Origin of the sequence: Peptoniphilus sp. GNH, from assembly GCA_021307325.1 — a bacterium.
Classification (GTDB): Bacteria; Bacillota; Clostridia; order Tissierellales; family Peptoniphilaceae; genus KA00134.
Window position 1 is genome coordinate 1,300,304 of record CP089931.1, and the last position, 15,400, is coordinate 1,315,703.

19 protein-coding genes are annotated in these 15,400 nt (G+C 36.0%); 11 read left to right on the forward strand and 8 right to left on the reverse strand.

Features of this window, described 5'->3' with window-relative positions; all coding sequences use genetic code 11:
• The first annotated feature begins 20 nt into the window (after nt 1-20).
• On the forward strand, nt 21-1,802 hold the full coding sequence (locus LV469_06420) for a sigma 54-interacting transcriptional regulator (protein UHR02276.1): 1,782 nt from the start codon (nt 21-23) through the stop codon (nt 1,800-1,802).
• Nucleotides 1,803-2,240: 438 nt separating this feature from the next.
• Nucleotides 2,241-2,831 (forward strand): rubrerythrin family protein, encoded by a 591-nt coding sequence (locus LV469_06425; protein ID UHR02277.1) that lies wholly within the window; start codon nt 2,241-2,243, stop codon nt 2,829-2,831.
• 75 nt (nt 2,832-2,906) lie between these two features.
• Here the strand turns inward: LV469_06425 and LV469_06430 are convergent, their stop codons facing one another.
• Nucleotides 2,907-3,482, reverse strand: a complete 576-nt coding sequence (locus tag LV469_06430; protein UHR02278.1) for a xanthine phosphoribosyltransferase — start codon at nt 3,480-3,482, stop codon at nt 2,907-2,909.
• A 59-nt stretch (nt 3,483-3,541) separates the two neighbouring features.
• On the opposite strand from LV469_06430, the gene LV469_06435 reads away from it, so the two are divergent.
• The 6 genes from LV469_06435 to LV469_06460 all read left to right on the forward strand — a co-directional run bounded on the left by LV469_06435 (nt 3,542) and on the right by LV469_06460 (nt 7,794).
• The gene (locus tag LV469_06435; protein ID UHR02279.1) at nt 3,542-4,051 is read left to right on the forward strand and encodes a nitroreductase family protein; all 510 of its coding nucleotides are present in this window, start codon (nt 3,542-3,544) and stop codon (nt 4,049-4,051) included.
• 202 nt (nt 4,052-4,253) lie between these two features.
• Nucleotides 4,254-4,715, forward strand: coding sequence for a tRNA (adenosine(37)-N6)-threonylcarbamoyltransferase complex ATPase subunit type 1 TsaE (tsaE, locus tag LV469_06440; GenBank protein ID UHR02280.1), 462 nt, complete (start codon nt 4,254-4,256; stop codon nt 4,713-4,715).
• The gene (gene tsaB / locus LV469_06445) at nt 4,696-5,394 is read left to right on the forward strand and encodes a tRNA (adenosine(37)-N6)-threonylcarbamoyltransferase complex dimerization subunit type 1 TsaB (protein ID UHR02281.1); all 699 of its coding nucleotides are present in this window, start codon (nt 4,696-4,698) and stop codon (nt 5,392-5,394) included. The genes tsaE and tsaB overlap by 20 nt, the downstream gene beginning before the upstream one ends.
• Nucleotides 5,384-5,815 (forward strand): ribosomal protein S18-alanine N-acetyltransferase, encoded by a 432-nt coding sequence (rimI, locus tag LV469_06450; protein UHR02282.1) that lies wholly within the window; start codon nt 5,384-5,386, stop codon nt 5,813-5,815. Before tsaB ends, rimI begins: the two co-directional genes overlap by 11 nt.
• A 9-nt stretch (nt 5,816-5,824) precedes the next feature.
• Nucleotides 5,825-6,820, forward strand: a complete 996-nt coding sequence (tsaD, locus tag LV469_06455) for a tRNA (adenosine(37)-N6)-threonylcarbamoyltransferase complex transferase subunit TsaD (GenBank protein ID UHR02283.1) — start codon at nt 5,825-5,827, stop codon at nt 6,818-6,820.
• A gap of 527 nt (nt 6,821-7,347) precedes the next feature.
• Nucleotides 7,348-7,794 carry a hypothetical protein gene (locus LV469_06460; protein ID UHR02284.1) on the forward strand — a complete coding sequence of 149 codons (447 nt, stop codon included), beginning with the start codon at nt 7,348-7,350 and terminating at the stop codon, nt 7,792-7,794.
• A gap of 5 nt (nt 7,795-7,799) precedes the next feature.
• Here the strand turns inward: LV469_06460 and LV469_06465 are convergent, their stop codons facing one another.
• Nucleotides 7,800-8,183, reverse strand: a complete 384-nt coding sequence (locus LV469_06465; GenBank protein UHR02285.1) for a hypothetical protein — start codon at nt 8,181-8,183, stop codon at nt 7,800-7,802.
• Entirely contained in the window at nt 8,180-8,737 is a 558-nt protein-coding gene (locus LV469_06470; GenBank protein ID UHR02286.1) for a DUF3783 domain-containing protein, read from the reverse strand. The genes LV469_06465 and LV469_06470 overlap by 4 nt, the downstream gene beginning before the upstream one ends.
• A 71-nt stretch (nt 8,738-8,808) precedes the next feature.
• On the opposite strand from LV469_06470, the gene LV469_06475 reads away from it, so the two are divergent.
• The gene (locus tag LV469_06475; GenBank protein ID UHR02287.1) at nt 8,809-9,717 is read left to right on the forward strand and encodes a DMT family transporter; all 909 of its coding nucleotides are present in this window, start codon (nt 8,809-8,811) and stop codon (nt 9,715-9,717) included.
• 70 nt (nt 9,718-9,787) lie between these two features.
• Here LV469_06475 and LV469_06480 read toward each other — a convergent pair whose 3' ends face one another.
• Together LV469_06480 and LV469_06485 are read right to left on the reverse strand one after the other, a co-directional pair.
• Nucleotides 9,788-10,699 carry a YitT family protein gene (locus LV469_06480; GenBank protein ID UHR02288.1) on the reverse strand — a complete coding sequence of 304 codons (912 nt, stop codon included), beginning with the start codon at nt 10,697-10,699 and terminating at the stop codon, nt 9,788-9,790.
• A 121-nt stretch (nt 10,700-10,820) separates the two neighbouring features.
• Entirely contained in the window at nt 10,821-11,129 is a 309-nt protein-coding gene (locus LV469_06485) for a hypothetical protein (protein ID UHR02289.1), read from the reverse strand.
• 85 nt (nt 11,130-11,214) lie between these two features.
• Between LV469_06485 and LV469_06490 the strand changes: the two genes are divergently transcribed.
• Nucleotides 11,215-12,333, forward strand: a complete 1,119-nt coding sequence (locus LV469_06490; protein UHR02290.1) for an alanine--glyoxylate aminotransferase family protein — start codon at nt 11,215-11,217, stop codon at nt 12,331-12,333.
• A 12-nt stretch (nt 12,334-12,345) separates the two neighbouring features.
• Nucleotides 12,346-12,690, forward strand: a complete 345-nt coding sequence (locus LV469_06495) for a phage holin family protein (protein UHR02291.1) — start codon at nt 12,346-12,348, stop codon at nt 12,688-12,690.
• 196 nt (nt 12,691-12,886) lie between these two features.
• Here LV469_06495 and LV469_06500 read toward each other — a convergent pair whose 3' ends face one another.
• From LV469_06500 to LV469_06510, 3 genes are read right to left on the reverse strand one after another with little or no spacing between them, the layout of a single operon-like run.
• The gene (locus LV469_06500) at nt 12,887-13,717 is read right to left on the reverse strand and encodes a MetQ/NlpA family ABC transporter substrate-binding protein (GenBank protein UHR02292.1); all 831 of its coding nucleotides are present in this window, start codon (nt 13,715-13,717) and stop codon (nt 12,887-12,889) included.
• Nucleotides 13,718-13,727: 10 nt separating this feature from the next.
• Nucleotides 13,728-14,378 carry an ABC transporter permease gene (locus LV469_06505; GenBank protein UHR02293.1) on the reverse strand — a complete coding sequence of 217 codons (651 nt, stop codon included), beginning with the start codon at nt 14,376-14,378 and terminating at the stop codon, nt 13,728-13,730.
• Nucleotides 14,378-15,379: an ATP-binding cassette domain-containing protein gene (locus LV469_06510; GenBank protein ID UHR02294.1), complete on the reverse strand. Its 1,002-nt coding sequence runs from the start codon at nt 15,377-15,379 to the stop codon at nt 14,378-14,380. Before LV469_06510 ends, LV469_06505 begins: the two co-directional genes overlap by 1 nt.
• Nucleotides 15,380-15,400: the final 21 nt, after the last annotated feature.

Consider the following 15,400-nt stretch of genomic DNA (forward strand, 5'->3'; position numbering starts at 1 on the left):
GAATTATGGAGGTCTTTTATTTGAAAAATCTTTTTAGCATCCAAAGCTCGGTTCAAGAGGCTGCCGAGGCTATTGCTTCTGTTTTGTCGGTTGATGTTACTGTGGTCGACAATTCTCTTAAAAGAATTGCGGCTACTGGCAAATACAAGGAGCTTATCGGCGAAACTTTGCCCAAGGGCTGTTCTTATGACTACATAATAAATAACAAATCTTCAGAAATTATAATAAAAAAAGATCTCAGCGAGAGATGTCTAAATTGTGATATGGCTAGCACTTGCGATGAGATTGCTACTCTTGGTTATCCTATCATGTCAAATAATCTTACTTGTCTTGGTGTTATTGGGATTATTGCTTTTGATCAGGATCAGAGAAATTATATTTATAACAATCTCGAGGCTATCAAAATCTTTCTAAAGAAAATTTCATCTCTTATAGCTGGCAATTTGAGCTATGAGGATGCAAACCATAATTTGACTGTCAGAAATAAGGAAATAAGCAATATTGTAAATTCTATAGATTCGGGGATAATTTTTACAGATCAAAATTTTAATATCAAAAATTTCAATTCCAAGGCTCTTAATATTTTAAATATAGAGGCTCATGATCTTGTTGAGAAAAATCTGTCTGATGTATTTGTGAATATGACTATTGACGATAGCAAAAAGCAACAACTTGTCAAATCTGCTATGGGTGGGGAATTTTTACTAAAGCTAATTTTGACAAGTCTTGATGATAATATAATTTCTTCTATTGCTCAAATCGAGTCTTATTCGGATGCGATTGAGTCTGCCTATGATATCTTGGGTTCTAAGTACAAGATAAGTTTTGCTGATATTGTCGGCGAGAGTCCAAGTTTGAAGGCTACTTTGGATCTTGCCAAGAGGATTTCTTCAGGAGGCGATTCCACTGTTATGGTAAGGGGAGAGAGTGGGACTGGCAAGGAGCTTTTTGCCAGGGCGATTCACAATAATTCGCCCAGAAAAAATAAGCCCTTTGTCGCTATAAATTGTGCTTCTATTCCCGAGAACTTATTGGAGTCGGAGCTTTTCGGCTATGAAAGGGGGGCCTTTACTGGTGCCAATGAAAGAGGTAAGCTCGGCAGGTTTGAGCTTGCCAATGGGGGGACTCTTTTTCTTGATGAGATTGGGGATTTGCCAATCCACTTGCAGCCTAAACTTTTGAGGGTTTTGCAAGATAGAAGCTTTGTGCGTCTTGGCGGCAAAAAGAGAATTCAGATAAATTTTAGGCTCATAACTGCGACTAATAAAAATTTGGAAAAGATGGTGCTAGATAATACTTTCAGAGATGATTTATATTACAGACTAAATGTAATACCTATAAATATACCGCCTCTTAGACAGAGACCAGAGGATATACCTCTTATAGCCGATCTCAAGCTAAGGCAATATTGCAAGAAGCTAAACAAAAATGGCATGATATTATCTCCTGCTACTATGGATATTTTGAAGTCTTATGCTTGGCCCGGCAATATCAGAGAGCTAGAAAATATAATAGAGTATCTGGTAAATATTTCCAATGATCAGATAATCTCGCAAGATCTCTTGCCCCTTAAATTTAAAACTGTATCTGCTCCATCGCCCGACTACTCTAAACAAAGTGTAAGTGTTGATATAGAAAATGAAACTTTAAAGACTCTTATGGATAAGTATGAAAAGGATGTTTTAAGTATGTATGTAAGGCATTTTGGCTCATCTACATCTCAAAAGCAAGAGATTGCCGATAAGCTCGGGATTAATCTGTCCACTCTTTATAGGAAGCTTTACAGATACAATTTGGATTGAAAATAAAATTTACGGAAATTTTTGGTTTTGCTTTTAAGCTTTTGTAAGGAGGAGATTATTTTGAAAAGAAGCTTTAAAAAGGTTCTTATCTATAATATATTCGCCCTGTTGTTTTAGCTTATCTTAAATCTTATAAGCTCTGGAATAAAAAGAGAAAATATTAAGGCTTTCATCATTCTCACATTTTTGGGAGAGCTTGCCTACTTAGCAAGTGTTTTTTTGGGGCTTTTATTGGCAAAGTTTTTTAAAAAATAATATTTGACTCCTTTTTATAAAATTTTGGCCATTTTAACTGGTTTATGGGCTCATTTTTGAATAAATATTTTTATGTCTTACACATTTTCAAAAAAGTTTTTATCAATTTGTTTAGTAAATGATAATTGGGGCATATATATTATCGGGGAAAATTTATTTAAAATTATTTAAGGAGTGAATAATATGGCTAAAAATTTAAAAGGTACACAAACAGCAATAAATCTTATGAAGTCTTTCGCAGGTGAATGTCAAGCTAATAGACGTTACACCTTCTATGCAAAGCAAGCTGAAAAAGATGGCTACATTCAAATAAGGGATATCTTTACCGAAACTGCAAGGAATGAATCTGAACACGCAAAGAGATTTTTCAAATTCCTACAAGCAGGTGGTTTTGGTGGAGAGACTATTGAAATTACTTCATCTTTCCCAGTTGAACTTACAGACACTAAGGCCAACTTAAAGGCTGCAGCTGCTGGAGAAAATGAAGAAGCGACTTCAATGTATCCTGAATTCGCAAAGGTTGCAAAGGAAGAAGGCTTTGAAGATATTGCTAAAGCTTTTACTGAAATCGGTGAAGTTGAAGAAGCCCACGAAGAAAGATACTTGAAACTTCTAAAAAATATCGAAGAAGGAAAGGTATTTGAAAGGGACGAAGTTGTGAGATGGCACTGCCTAAACTGTGGTTATATCCACGAAGGAAAATCAGCTCCAGAAGTTTGTCCTGCATGTGCGCACCCACAAAAGTACTTCGAACTTTGGGTTGAAGCTTACTAAAACAAGAGGGGATTGTCCTCTCTTATACATAAAAAAATGGGCGAGAGCTGTTTTAAAAAACGCTCATCGCCTATTTTATTTTCTAAAAACTATGCCATCTTCTTTTATTTCATCTATTATTGCAAGCGAACAGAGGTCATAGCCTTCTTGTCTTAAAAACTTGCCTCCCTTTTGAAATCCCTTCTCTATGGCAACCCCAAGTCCTAAAATTTGTGAGCCGGCTTGCTTGGCGACATCTATAAGTCCTTTCATCGCCATCCCCTCTGCGAGAAAGTCATCTACTATTACCAGCTTGTCATTTTGAGAAAGATATTTTTTTGAGACAGTTATAGTGTATTCTTTCTTGTAAGTGAAAGATTCGACAGAAGATGTAAAGACATCATCTCCTATATTAAGGCTCTTTGCCTTTTTGGCAAATACAACTGGGATATCGTCCATGTGCTTGGATAATAAAACTGCCAAGGCTATGCCCGATGCTTCGATTGTGAGGATCTTATTTATTCCCCTTTTTGAAAAGTATTTTGCAAATTCTTCAGCCAGCTTGTCTAAAAAAGCTACGTCTAATTGATGATTCAAAAAAGAATCCACTTTTACAATATTGCCTTCTAAAAGTCTGGCATCTTTTTGTATTTTTTCTTCTAATAGTTTCATGATCCACCTCATAAGTATCTTATAACAATTTGGGTATAATTGGTAGAAGGAGGGATAAAATGTTTTATGATTTAGCTTGTAAGAGAAGATCTTATAGGGACTTCACAGATGAGGAAGTTTCTCTTGAGGACCTAAATAAAATTATGGAAGCGGGCCTTTTGGCTCCGACTGGCAAAAATGCAAAAAGTGTCGAGCTTGTTCTAGTTAGAGATAAAAATCAGTTAAAGGCTCTTTCGACTTTTAAAGAAGCCGGAGCTTGCTTTTTAGAAAAATCAAAGGCAGCCATAGTGGTCTTATCTAAAAAAGATGCCCCCACCTATTTCCAAGATGCCTCGCTTGCAGCTATCTTTATCCAGCTAGCTTGCGAAGATATGGGGCTGGGTTCCTGCTGGGCCAACACCTACAAGGCCAAGTATAAGGATGATAGGGATTGTAAAGATTTCATAAGGGAGCTTTTGGAGATACCATCAGATTTTCATGTGGAATGTGTCATCGGTCTTGGTCACAAAAAAGAAGAACTAAAAGCAAAAGCAGCAGACCGCAAAAAAATTCACTACGACAAATTTTAATTTCAAAAAAATGGGATTTGCAACTAGCAGATCCTATTTTTATTTAATTATCATGCCCCTTAAATAATCTTCTACTAATTTTAAATCTAAAGACATTTTTGCAAACAAAATTACCTTTTAAGAAATTCAAGATAGTGCTAATAAATACTTTTAATTTTTATCAGACTTGGCTATAGTATATAATTATAGTAAGGGTGATTTTATGCAATTTATTATGAACAATTTAGATGAGTTTAATGACTTTGGAATATTCTTATCCAGTCTTCTAAAAGAAAATGATGTGCTGGTCTTGACTGGTGATTTGGGTGCTGGCAAGACTACCCTTTCCCAATCAATAGGCAAGGGGCTTGGCATTTGTGACTACATTTCTTCTCCGACTTTTACAATCTTAAATGAATATGAGTCTGGAAGGCTTCCCCTCTATCACTTTGATGCTTATAGAATCACCGAAGATGACTTTCTCTTTATGGATTTTGAAGATTATTTTTATAGAAATGGAGTCTGCCTTGTGGAATGGGGCGAGATTATCAAAAATCTCTTGCCCAAAAACAGCCTGGAGCTTCTCATAAAGGTAGATGATGGCAAGAGGATAGTCGAATTTTTTGGTGGCGAAAGAAAGGATGAAATTGAAAAGGTGATTATAAATGAAGGTTCTTGGACTTGATACTTCAACTAAAATTTGCTCCTTGGCTCTTATTGAAGATGGAGATCTTTTGGGCGAGATAAGCTTGGGAGGTTATAATTATGCCTCTGAAAAATTGGTAGACCTCATCGGATACCTTTTAAATGGGCTTGCTCTTAAACTTGATGATATAGACCTTATAAGCGTGGGAGTGGGACCGGGTTCTTTTACTGGCATAAGGATAGCTGTCACAGTCGCTAAAACTCTTGCTCAAGTTAAAAAAATCCCAATAGTTGCAACTTCTTCTCTCAAGTCTTTGTGCTTTAATAGCTCATTTGAAGGCTATATATGCGCCTGTGTAGATGCTAGAAGGCAAAGAGTTTACAGGGGCATCTACAAACTAAAAGAAAAGGAAATAACTCTTGTAAAAGACGATGAACTAATAAATATAAGCGACTTAAAAGATGAGATTTTATCGCTTAAAGAGCCCTGCCTTTTAGTATCGCCAGATCTTTGTGCTATAAAAGATTCCCTAGCTGATTTAAAGTCTGAACTTGTTTTTGCCAAATTTTTAAATTCTAAAATAAGGGGATCCTCAATAGCTCTTGCCGGTTTTTATAATTTTAATGAAACTGGAGCGCAAGACTTGTCGGAAATCCTCCCCCGCTACTTAAATCTCTCTCAAGCTCAAAGAGAATATTTAAAAAAACATGGAAATTAAAAAGGCAACTTTAGACGATGCCATCTCCATCTATCGCTTGGAGCTTGAATGTTTCGAGAGTCCTTGGTCTTATGAAAATGTGCAATCCGAACTCGAAAATCCCATATCTTCTTATTATCTCGCCCTCTATGGCGATATGGTGATAGGATATATGGGCTTTCAAAGTATTTTTTCCGAGGCCTTTATAACTAATGTGGCAATCAAAAAAGATTTTCGCTCTTTGGGCTATGGCAAAAGGCTTATGGAGTATTTTATAGATGTCTGCAAGAAGGAAAATATTGCCAGAGCGAGTTTGGAAGTAAAAACTACTAATAAACCGGCTCTTTCACTTTATAGCAAGCTGGGATTTGAAATAGAAGGCAAGAGAAATGATTATTATGGTATAGGCAAGGATGCCTATATAATGTGGAAAGATATATGAGGTAAAGATATGATTGTAATGGGAGTTGAGTCTTCCTGCGACGAATGCAGCGTTGCCCTAGTCGAAGACGGAAGAAAAGTGCTTTCAAATGTAATTGCAACACAAATTGAAACTCACAAAAAATATGGAGGTGTAGTCCCAGAAATTGCATCTCGTATGCATGTGGAAGTCATAAATGATGTCATACAAAGAGCTCTTGATGAGGCTTCTTTAAATTTTTCGGATGTAGATTTAATAGGAGGCACTATGGGCCCCGGCCTAGTAGGCGCTCTTTTAGTTGGGCTTTCTGCTGCCAAGACCCTGGCTTTTTCTTTAGACAAACCCTTTGTCGGAGTCAACCACGTCATAGGCCACACTTGTGCAAATTATATTGCTCATCCTGACTTGGAGCCTCCCTTTGTGGGGCTTATAGTATCAGGAGGTCATACCTATCTAATAGATGTGAAAAGTCATATAGATTTTGACCTGATGGGAAGGACTAAAGACGATGCAGCCGGAGAAGCCTTTGACAAGGTTGCCAGAGTTTTGGGCATTGGCTATCCAGGAGGGCCTATTGTTGATGCGCTTGCAAAAAAGGGTAAATCCTGCATAGACTTTCCCCGTGCCATGCTAAATGAAAACAACTACGACTTTTCTTTTTCTGGCATCAAGACAGCTGTGATAAACTACATCCACAAGCTGGAACAAAATAAGGAAGCTGTAAATGTGGAAGATGTTTGCAGATCCTTCCAAGACTGTGTGGTGGAGATACTTACAGAAAAAACTCTGCGCCTTGCAAAAGAAAAAAATTCAGATAAAATTGTAATTTCTGGTGGCGTTGCAGCCAATCAAGGTCTAAGGGACAGATTCGAGGCCTTGGGCAAGGATAATAATATTAAAATTTTTTATCCTAGCAAAATTTTGTGTACGGATAATGCAGCCATGATTGCCTCTTGTGCCTATTACACCTATAAAAAATACGGCCCATCAAAAAATGTAAGAGCCATACCTAATTTAGGTCTTTAAAGATCTGCCTATAAAGGCAGATTTTTTTTGACTCAATTTTTATTTACAATCAAGGCATGCTTGCTTTTAAATTTTAGTTAAGGTTTTAAAATATCTATAAAATTTTTTATATGTATTTTGGTCTTATCATTTTCATAAGTTTTTTACAATCCAGTATTTCAAAAGTCTAGAGATAGTTTTTTTCTTTTCACAAGTTTTCCACACAAGACATTTTAAGAATTGCCCTTATCAAAAATATCATAGTCTGAAAACCCTTTATTTAAGCCTATTTAACGATTTATTTTGATTTTTTTGTTTTTGAAATTTTATACATTCAAGACCTGTGGATAATGTGGATAAGATTGGGGATAAGTTAAATCAAGACCTTTCTACTTGTTGAAAATTTTTGCCCTTAATGATTATTTTTTGAGACTTGTATTTTTAAAAAATGATAATAACTTCTTTGCTTTTAGGTTCGAAAACACTTTATGAATTTCTCGACCTTATCTTAATAACTTATTTAAGGTATAATCTCTCTGGGTGATCGTATGCTACAAGATTGTGTAAATAAAATAAATTTAAAAAATGAAAGAAAGTATTTCGGCTTTTTCATAGCCTATTTGGAATCTTTTGCCTATGTAGAACTTGTAAATGAGGACGGGTTTTTTGACGGACTTTTGCTTGTAAGAGAAAATTTTATAGAAAGTTCCCAAAACAACTCTTTTACAGAAGAGCTCACAAGCAAATCAGATTTTAATAAAAAACTAAAAATTTACAATAAAAAAAGGCTAAAAGGCCCACTTTTTTCAGAAAACATTCTGTCTAAAGCTCTAGAGCAAAGTCTTGGTCAAGGAGTCTATATCTTCACAGAGGATACAAAGGGCTTATTTAGACTAAAAAATTTTAAAGACAATCTTTTGCAAATAGAAGATGAAGAAAAAGCGATTAAAAAAATAAAAATAGACCAGATTATCTACCTGGTCTTTGCCCTTTGAGTTCTCTATTCAAAAGATTTTAAAACAAGCACCAAGTCCATCAGAGCCTTTGGATAATCTCCCGAGCCAGATATACTTAGAGCCTCCTCGCCTTCTACTACAAGACCCAATTCCCATATTGGATAGGGACCTCTGAAGTCATTTTTATAGTTACCCGTCCAAGTTCTTGGACTTGCTTTTTCTATTTCTTCAAAAAAGTACTTAGCATCCTCTCCCATATGGTTTTCAAAAAAATCTCCTTCTTTTTCAAAAAATATCTGATCTTCTAAATCTTCCTTGTAACCATATCTCAAAATGTCCGGATTTTTTTCTTTATTGTAATAATAAATCTTGTAGTCATCTTCATTCTCTCTAATTATAAGCGAAAATTCTAAAATCTTATTTTTCATTCTTCCTTACCCAGCTTTTCCAAACACTCAAAAAGATTGTTATAGCCCTTTACCAAATCTTCAAATGCCGGCTCTCTATTTTTGAGCAAATTTTTGCCATGGTCTATGCAGAGTTTTAATCTTTCATTTTGTTTTACCTTCAAAACTTCTTCTCCCATAAGGACAAGCTTTCTGTATCTCTCCCAAACCATCATCAACTTGTGCTCATCCATGACATGAGAAATCAAATAACCCATAGTCCAATTTTTTGAGTTTTCTGTCAAGACCGACTTGTGAGCGACTAAAACTGCCTCATCTCTTAAATCGTTTAAAAATTTGTTGAGATCATCTGGCGAAAAACCTGCAAAAAGCAAATACTCTGTGTCCATATTTTCTATTGGGATCTTGTTTTCCCCTTCAGAAAATCCTGGCAGACCAACCAAAAATCCAACCTTTTCATTCAGGTCGCTCTTGTCTATATCTACAAGCTCCACGTCATTTTTTTTGCAAATTTTTTTGAGTTTTTCGTATCTTTGCTCTATCTTAAATCCGTATGTCAATAATTTCTTCAGCATTTTCGACCTCCTATATGTCTTTTATACCCCATTTGTTGTAAAATACTTGTATTAATCTTAAGGAGCTGAAAATGGAAATTTTTGATAAAAAACGATATAAGTTGGGCATAATCATGACCCTCTTAGGTGCTATAAATTGGGGACTTTCGGGGACTCTGGGGCAATTTCTTCTCCAAGTAGACGAGGTAAATCCAGCCTGGATTTCAAGCATAAGACTTACCTGTGCTGGAATTATTCTAATAATTTTTTCTCTTTTTAAGCAAAAAAAGAAGTCTTTTGACATTTTTAAAAACAAAAAGGACGTTCTCGTCCTCTTATTTTTTGCCGTCTTTGGCTTGATGGCAACACAACTTACCTACTTAAAAACAATTTTTTACACCAATGCTGCTACGGCAACAGTCCTGCAATATACCGGAGCAGTCATGGTCGTTTTTTACGTATGTATAGTTGAAAAAAGATTGCCCAGCCTTGGAGAAAGTCTGGCGATTTTTCTTGCCATGCTTGGCACATTTGTGCTGACCACCCACTTCAATATCCACAACTTGGTGATTTCTAAAGAAGGTCTGATTTGGGGACTAGTATCTGCTCTTTGCCTTATGACCTACACAATATTACCAAGCAAAATAATTTCAAAATACGGACCCGAACCAGTCACAGGATTTGGCATGCTTATAGGAGGCATTATCCTAACTCTATCTGCTAGAACCTATGCCATGTCTTATAGCGGCGATATTTATTTTTATCTAGCCCTTGCCGGCATGGTTATAATGGGTACTGCCCTCGCCTTTTACCTCTTCCTTAGCGGAGTCAATCTCGTTGGCCCTCTTACTGGTTCTCTTTTGGCTACTATTGAGCCTGTTGCCTCTGTATTTTTCTCAGCTGTCCTCTTAGGCCACAAGACTGGTCTTATAGACATGAGTGGAATAGGTATAATTCTTTTGGCAGTTATCTGCCTTTCTCTTGCTGGAAATAAAAAATAAGTCTAACCTTTTAAAGTTAAAATTTTTATAAAAAAACTCTTGAAACATCAAGCTTCAAGAGTCTTTTTATTTATATTTCTGTATTTTTAAAGCCCTTACCCTGAATTTCTGCAGTGTCAGAAACAGCCATAAAGGCCCTAGGGTCTAATTCTTTTACATATTGGCGAATCTTTACAACTTGATAAGAAGAAGCTACGCAATAAATTATCTTGACCGCATCTCCTGACCAAGCGCCTTCTCCATCTATATAGGTGATGCCCCTATCCAATTTAAACTGGATTATTTCAGCAATTTTTTCGTACTGATTGGATATTATAAATATCTGCTTTTGCTTGCCGACTCCAAGCTGGATTCTATCAACCAGACTATAAGTAACAGCCATGGATAAAATTGTATATAAGGCCTTGTCCAGAGAAAAGATAAAGGCCGATGTGGAAACTATAAAGAAGTTGCAAGTTAAAAGCACATTTCCTATGCTTATGTTTAGCTTTTTTTTCATAATGGCGGCAACTATGTCAAAGCCGCCTGTGGATGTTCCATTTCTAAAATTTATGCCAGAGCCAAGTCCACTCAAAACTCCTCCAAATATTGCAGCAAGAAGGATGTCATTTGTCACCATAAAGCCCTTTGGCATAAGTTTTGTAAACATGCTCACATAAAAAGAATAAAGAAATATGGAAATAATCGTATAAAACATAAATTCTTTTTTAAGATAAATAAGCCCCAGCACTATAAGTGGCAGATTCAAGAGTAAAATCAAAAGACCAACAGGGATCCCTGTCACATAGTCCAAGATTATCGAAATGCCATTTACTCCTCCTGAAAGCATATGGTGGGCTCTTAAAAAAAACACCAAGGCGACAGAAGAAACAAAATCTCCTACAATAAGTGCCATTAACTTTCTAAAGACCGTTCTTCTTGCAACTTGCCTGTCAATTCTTTTTAAAAATTTTCCCTCTGCATTTATATCTTTGTCTGTCATATCTTACCTTCTAAAAAAATATTTGGAATTTCCATCTATATAAATTCTAACATAGAAATCTATTTTATCAGGATATTTTTATAAAAATACAATTTCATCTTTGAAAAATTTTAAACTTATTCTAAACCAGGCTCACAAAATTTATAACTGGCACCTGATAAGGATGAATCTCTCTTATGAGTTTTAAAACTTCATCCTTGCAATTGGCATCTATCCTAAATTCCATCTTGATTTCATCCACGCACGAAATCTCTCCCTCTTTGCCCAAGTAGGGTTTGGCACTTTTTAAAGGTCTAAAATAGCCCTTGACCTTAGATGCAGAAAATACATAATCATACATGCCATCACCTATATAGCCAGCCTCATTCAAAGCATTTGCAAGCTCTGCAACCTTATCTTCTGGTATATATACTTCAACTTTTAAAAACATTGCTTTTCTCCTTTTTCATAATTATAACACTTAAAAAATTTTGTCGGCCTCATTTTTATGTTAGAATACTATTCGAGGTGATAATATGCATTTAATGTGTGCCGGCCCAACCAAGGTCAGGAAGTCCGCTATTGCTGCTATGGGAAAATTTCTAACTAATCCCGATCTGGACCCGGAATATGTAACCTTTCACAGACAGGTTGAAAAAAAATATTCCTCTCTCTTAAATACAGATGCCCCGAGCATAATAATGCTTGGCGAAGCCATAATGGGACTCGAAGCAAGTGTAGTAAGTCTTATGCAAAAAAATGATCGCGTCTTGGTGCTTTCAAACGGCTTTTTTGGAGCCGGATTTAAAGATTATGTAGAATCCTACGGTGGCGTCGCTTGTGTCTATGAAAATGATTTTAGAAAATCTTTTGATCTAGACGAACTTGAAAAATATATAATAGAAAATGGCCCCTTCAAATTGGCAACCATGGTCCATTGTGAAACACCAACAGGACTTACAAATGACATCAAAAAAATCTGTGGTCTACTAAAAAAGTATGACATGCTTACCATTGTCGATGGAGTTTCCTCCGTACTTGGAGAAGAAATAAATTTTGATGAAATAAATACCGATATCCTAATAGGTGGTACTCAAAAAGCCATTTCAGCTCCTACGGGGCTCACCCTTTTGACACTTTCTAAAAAGGCTATCGACCTAATTTTGAGTAGAAATGATATATGCGGGTATTATTTAAATATAAAGAATTATTTAAAGTATGAAGGCGACTTCGCTTTTCCCTATACCATGAACGAAAATTTGGTCTACGCTCTAGATGCCGCTTTGGATGAAATATCTAAAGAAGATTTTGTCGCCATCCACAAGCGCTTTGCAGCTGCAACAAGAGCAAGCCTAAAAGAAAATGACTTAGAACTCTATCCAGAGTCCAACTTCTCATCTACTCTTACAGCTGTTGTATGTCCTCAAAAAATTTCTGCCAAGGACTTACTTGGAAAAATGAAATCCAAGGGCTTTTTGCTTTCTGGTTCTATGGGGCATTTGGCAGATAGGGTCTTTAGAATTGGACACATGGGTGGTAACAATAATTACGAAGATTTTCTTGCCATGTATAAGGCTTTAGACGAATGTTTTCTGGAGTTTGATTTCAAAACTTCGCTCGCCTCATCTTTTGAAAAATTCTTTAAAGAATTTTAGGAGGTTTATTTTTTGAAATTATTATTTAGATTTTTGATATCCGCCCTTTCCCTTTTAATAGCATCCAAACTTTGTACATTTTTGGGTTTCCAATTTTATGTACATTCTTACTCTACCGCGATTGGACTTGCAATTTTAATTGCAGTCCTTGACCACTTGCTAGAAAAGCTTACAAACATAGAGGCATCGCCCAAAGGCAAGGGTTTTAAGGGTTTCTTACTAGCAGCAGTCATCTTGAAGCTCTCATCATTTATCCTAAGTGGTGTAAGAATTTCTATGCCTGGAGCTCTTTTAGGTGCCTTTATGATCGGATTGGTGGACTCTTTTATGCCAGGCTCTAGAAAAAATTTTGAATGACTTTAATTTTTTAGGTATTTGTGATATTATTCTTCTTGGATCAGTGTTACGAAAATACATAAATACCTAAGTAGTAATTTGATTTACTTTAACCATCTCCTGATCCAAGAGCCGCAAGGCTCTTTTTTTTTATTTTTCTTTTAAAAAAAGACCTCTGGAACTTTTATTAGCTCCAAAGGTCTTTAACTCTCAGTTTTTAAAATGCTGGGATTATTGAATTTTTATAAGTTTCTTCTATATATTTCTTGCAGGCATCAGATTGCAAAACTTCCATCAGCTTTTTGAATTTTTCTTCGCCTTCTCTTTCCTTTTTAACTGCAACTATATTGGCATAGGGATTATTTTCTGCAGACTCTATTACAAGAGCATCTTTTGCCGGGTCAAGTCCCGCTCCTAGTGCATAATTTGAATTTATTATTGCCAAATCAGCATCCTTATATACATTTGGAATGTTTGCAGCTTCCATTGCTACGATTTCAAGATTTTTTGGATTTTCAACTATATCTTTTTCAGTTGCTAAAATATCCACTCCGTCCTTTAGCTTTATAAGGCCTTGGTCTTGCAAAAGCAAAAGAGCTCTGGCGCCATTTGTCGCATCATTTGGTATGATTATATGTCCACCTTCTTTTAGCTCTGAAAGTTCTTTTATTTTATCTGAATAAGCTCCAAGTGGTTCGAGGTGAACTGCTCCAATGCTCACAAGGTCTGTGCCTTGTTCTTTATTGAAGGTATCTAAGTAGGGTTTATGTTGGAAAAAGTTGGCATCCAAATCTCCTGAATTTGTTTGGATATTTGGTTGAACATAGTCATCAAATACTACTACCTTGACATCCAAGTTTGCTTCTTCAAACTTGTCTTTTAATGCATTTATAATCTCTTCATGTGGCACTGGAGAAACTCCAATTGTGATGGTTTCTTTTTCTTTTTCTGCCGATTTATTTTCTGCTGGTGCATTTGCTTCTTTCTTGCCACATCCTACTAGGACTAAAAGTGTTCCCAGCACTAGGGCCAATAATTTTTTCTTCATTTTCTTCCTCCTATTTTTTATTTAATTTAGCGGATATAAAATCTCCTGTAATTTGAATAACTTGAACTAAAATTACAATGGCTATTACTGTAAAAAGTAAGATGTCATACTGTCTTCTCTGATATCCATATCTCATGGCAACATCTCCAAGTCCGCCGCCTCCCATAGCACCCGCCATGGCAGAATATCCTATTATATTTATTATGGTGAGGGTAAAGCCATTTAAAATTGATGGCATAGCCTCTGGAAGCATTACCTTAAATACTATTTGAAAAGTCGATGCCCCCATAGATTTTGCAGCTTCTATGATGCCCTTGTCAATTTCTATCAGTTGTACTTCCACAAGCCTTGCTACAAAAGGTATAGCAGAAATCGCAAGTGGTACTATGGCTGCATTTGTTCCATATCCCTTGCCCACAATAATCTTAGTAAGCGGCAAAACCACTATCATCAAAATTATAAAGGGCATGGACCTCATAATATTTACTACAAAATCTAAGGCTCTATAAAAACTTGCCATCTGCCAAAGTCCACCCGGTCTTGTCAGGGTCAATATTATACCAAAAAATAAGCCCAGTACTATGGCTATTATAGAAGATACTCCCACCATGTAAATTGTTTGGATGATGGCAGGGTTTATAATTTCAATAACTTTATCCATCAAATCACCTCACAGTTTACATTCTTTTCTTTTAAATAATCTAGGGCCTTCAAAATCTCATCCCTCTCCCCGACAAAATCTACCATGAGATAGCCGACACTATTTTTGGAGAGGTTACTTATATTTCCAGACACTATGGATACATCCACATTAAATTTCTTAATGCAATTTGAAAGAATAGGCTCCTTATAGGACTTATCATCATAGGAAAGTCTCACAAGTGTGCCTTTGAAATCAGCCTCTTTGACTTCTTCTTGGTCTTTTATCCTAAGAGAATGGATAAATGACTTGGCAAGTTTAGTCTTTGGATTTTTAAAAAGTTCCTCGACAGTATTTTCTTCTACAATTTTACCCGAATCCATGACAGCTATCCTATCACAAATCTCCTTGGCAACTTCCATCTGATGAGTAATCATGATTATAGTCATATCATATTTTTTTACAACATTTTTTAGTAGGTCTAAAATCGCCTTTGTATTTGCCGGGTCAAGGGCTGATGTGCCCTCGTCTGAAAGCAAAATCTTGGGCGATGTTGCGATTGCTCTTGCTATTGCAACTCTTTGCTTTTGTCCTCCAGAAAGTTCACTGGGGTAGGCCTTTTTTTTATGCTCCAGACCTATAAATTTGAGAAGTTCCTCTACCCTTTCTTCTATGTCTTTTTTATTATAATGAGAGATTCTAAGTGGAAAAGCTATGTTGTCATAGACCGTCTTTTGATAAAAAAGATTGAACTGTTGAAAAATCATTCCTATATCCTTGCGTTCTTTTAGAAGCTCCTTCTTGGAAAGATTTAATATGCTCTGTCCCTCAATCAAAATATCTCCGTACTCAGGCTCCTCCAGCCTATTTATACATCTTACAAGAGTGGATTTACCCGCTCCAGAAAGACCTATTATACCGTATATTTCTCCTTTTTTAACCTCAAAGCTCACATCGTCGACCGCCTTGAACTCATTGCCATCGATTGAAAAAAGTTTTGTGAGATTTTTTACTTCAATCATATGATTTCACCTTTTTTTAAT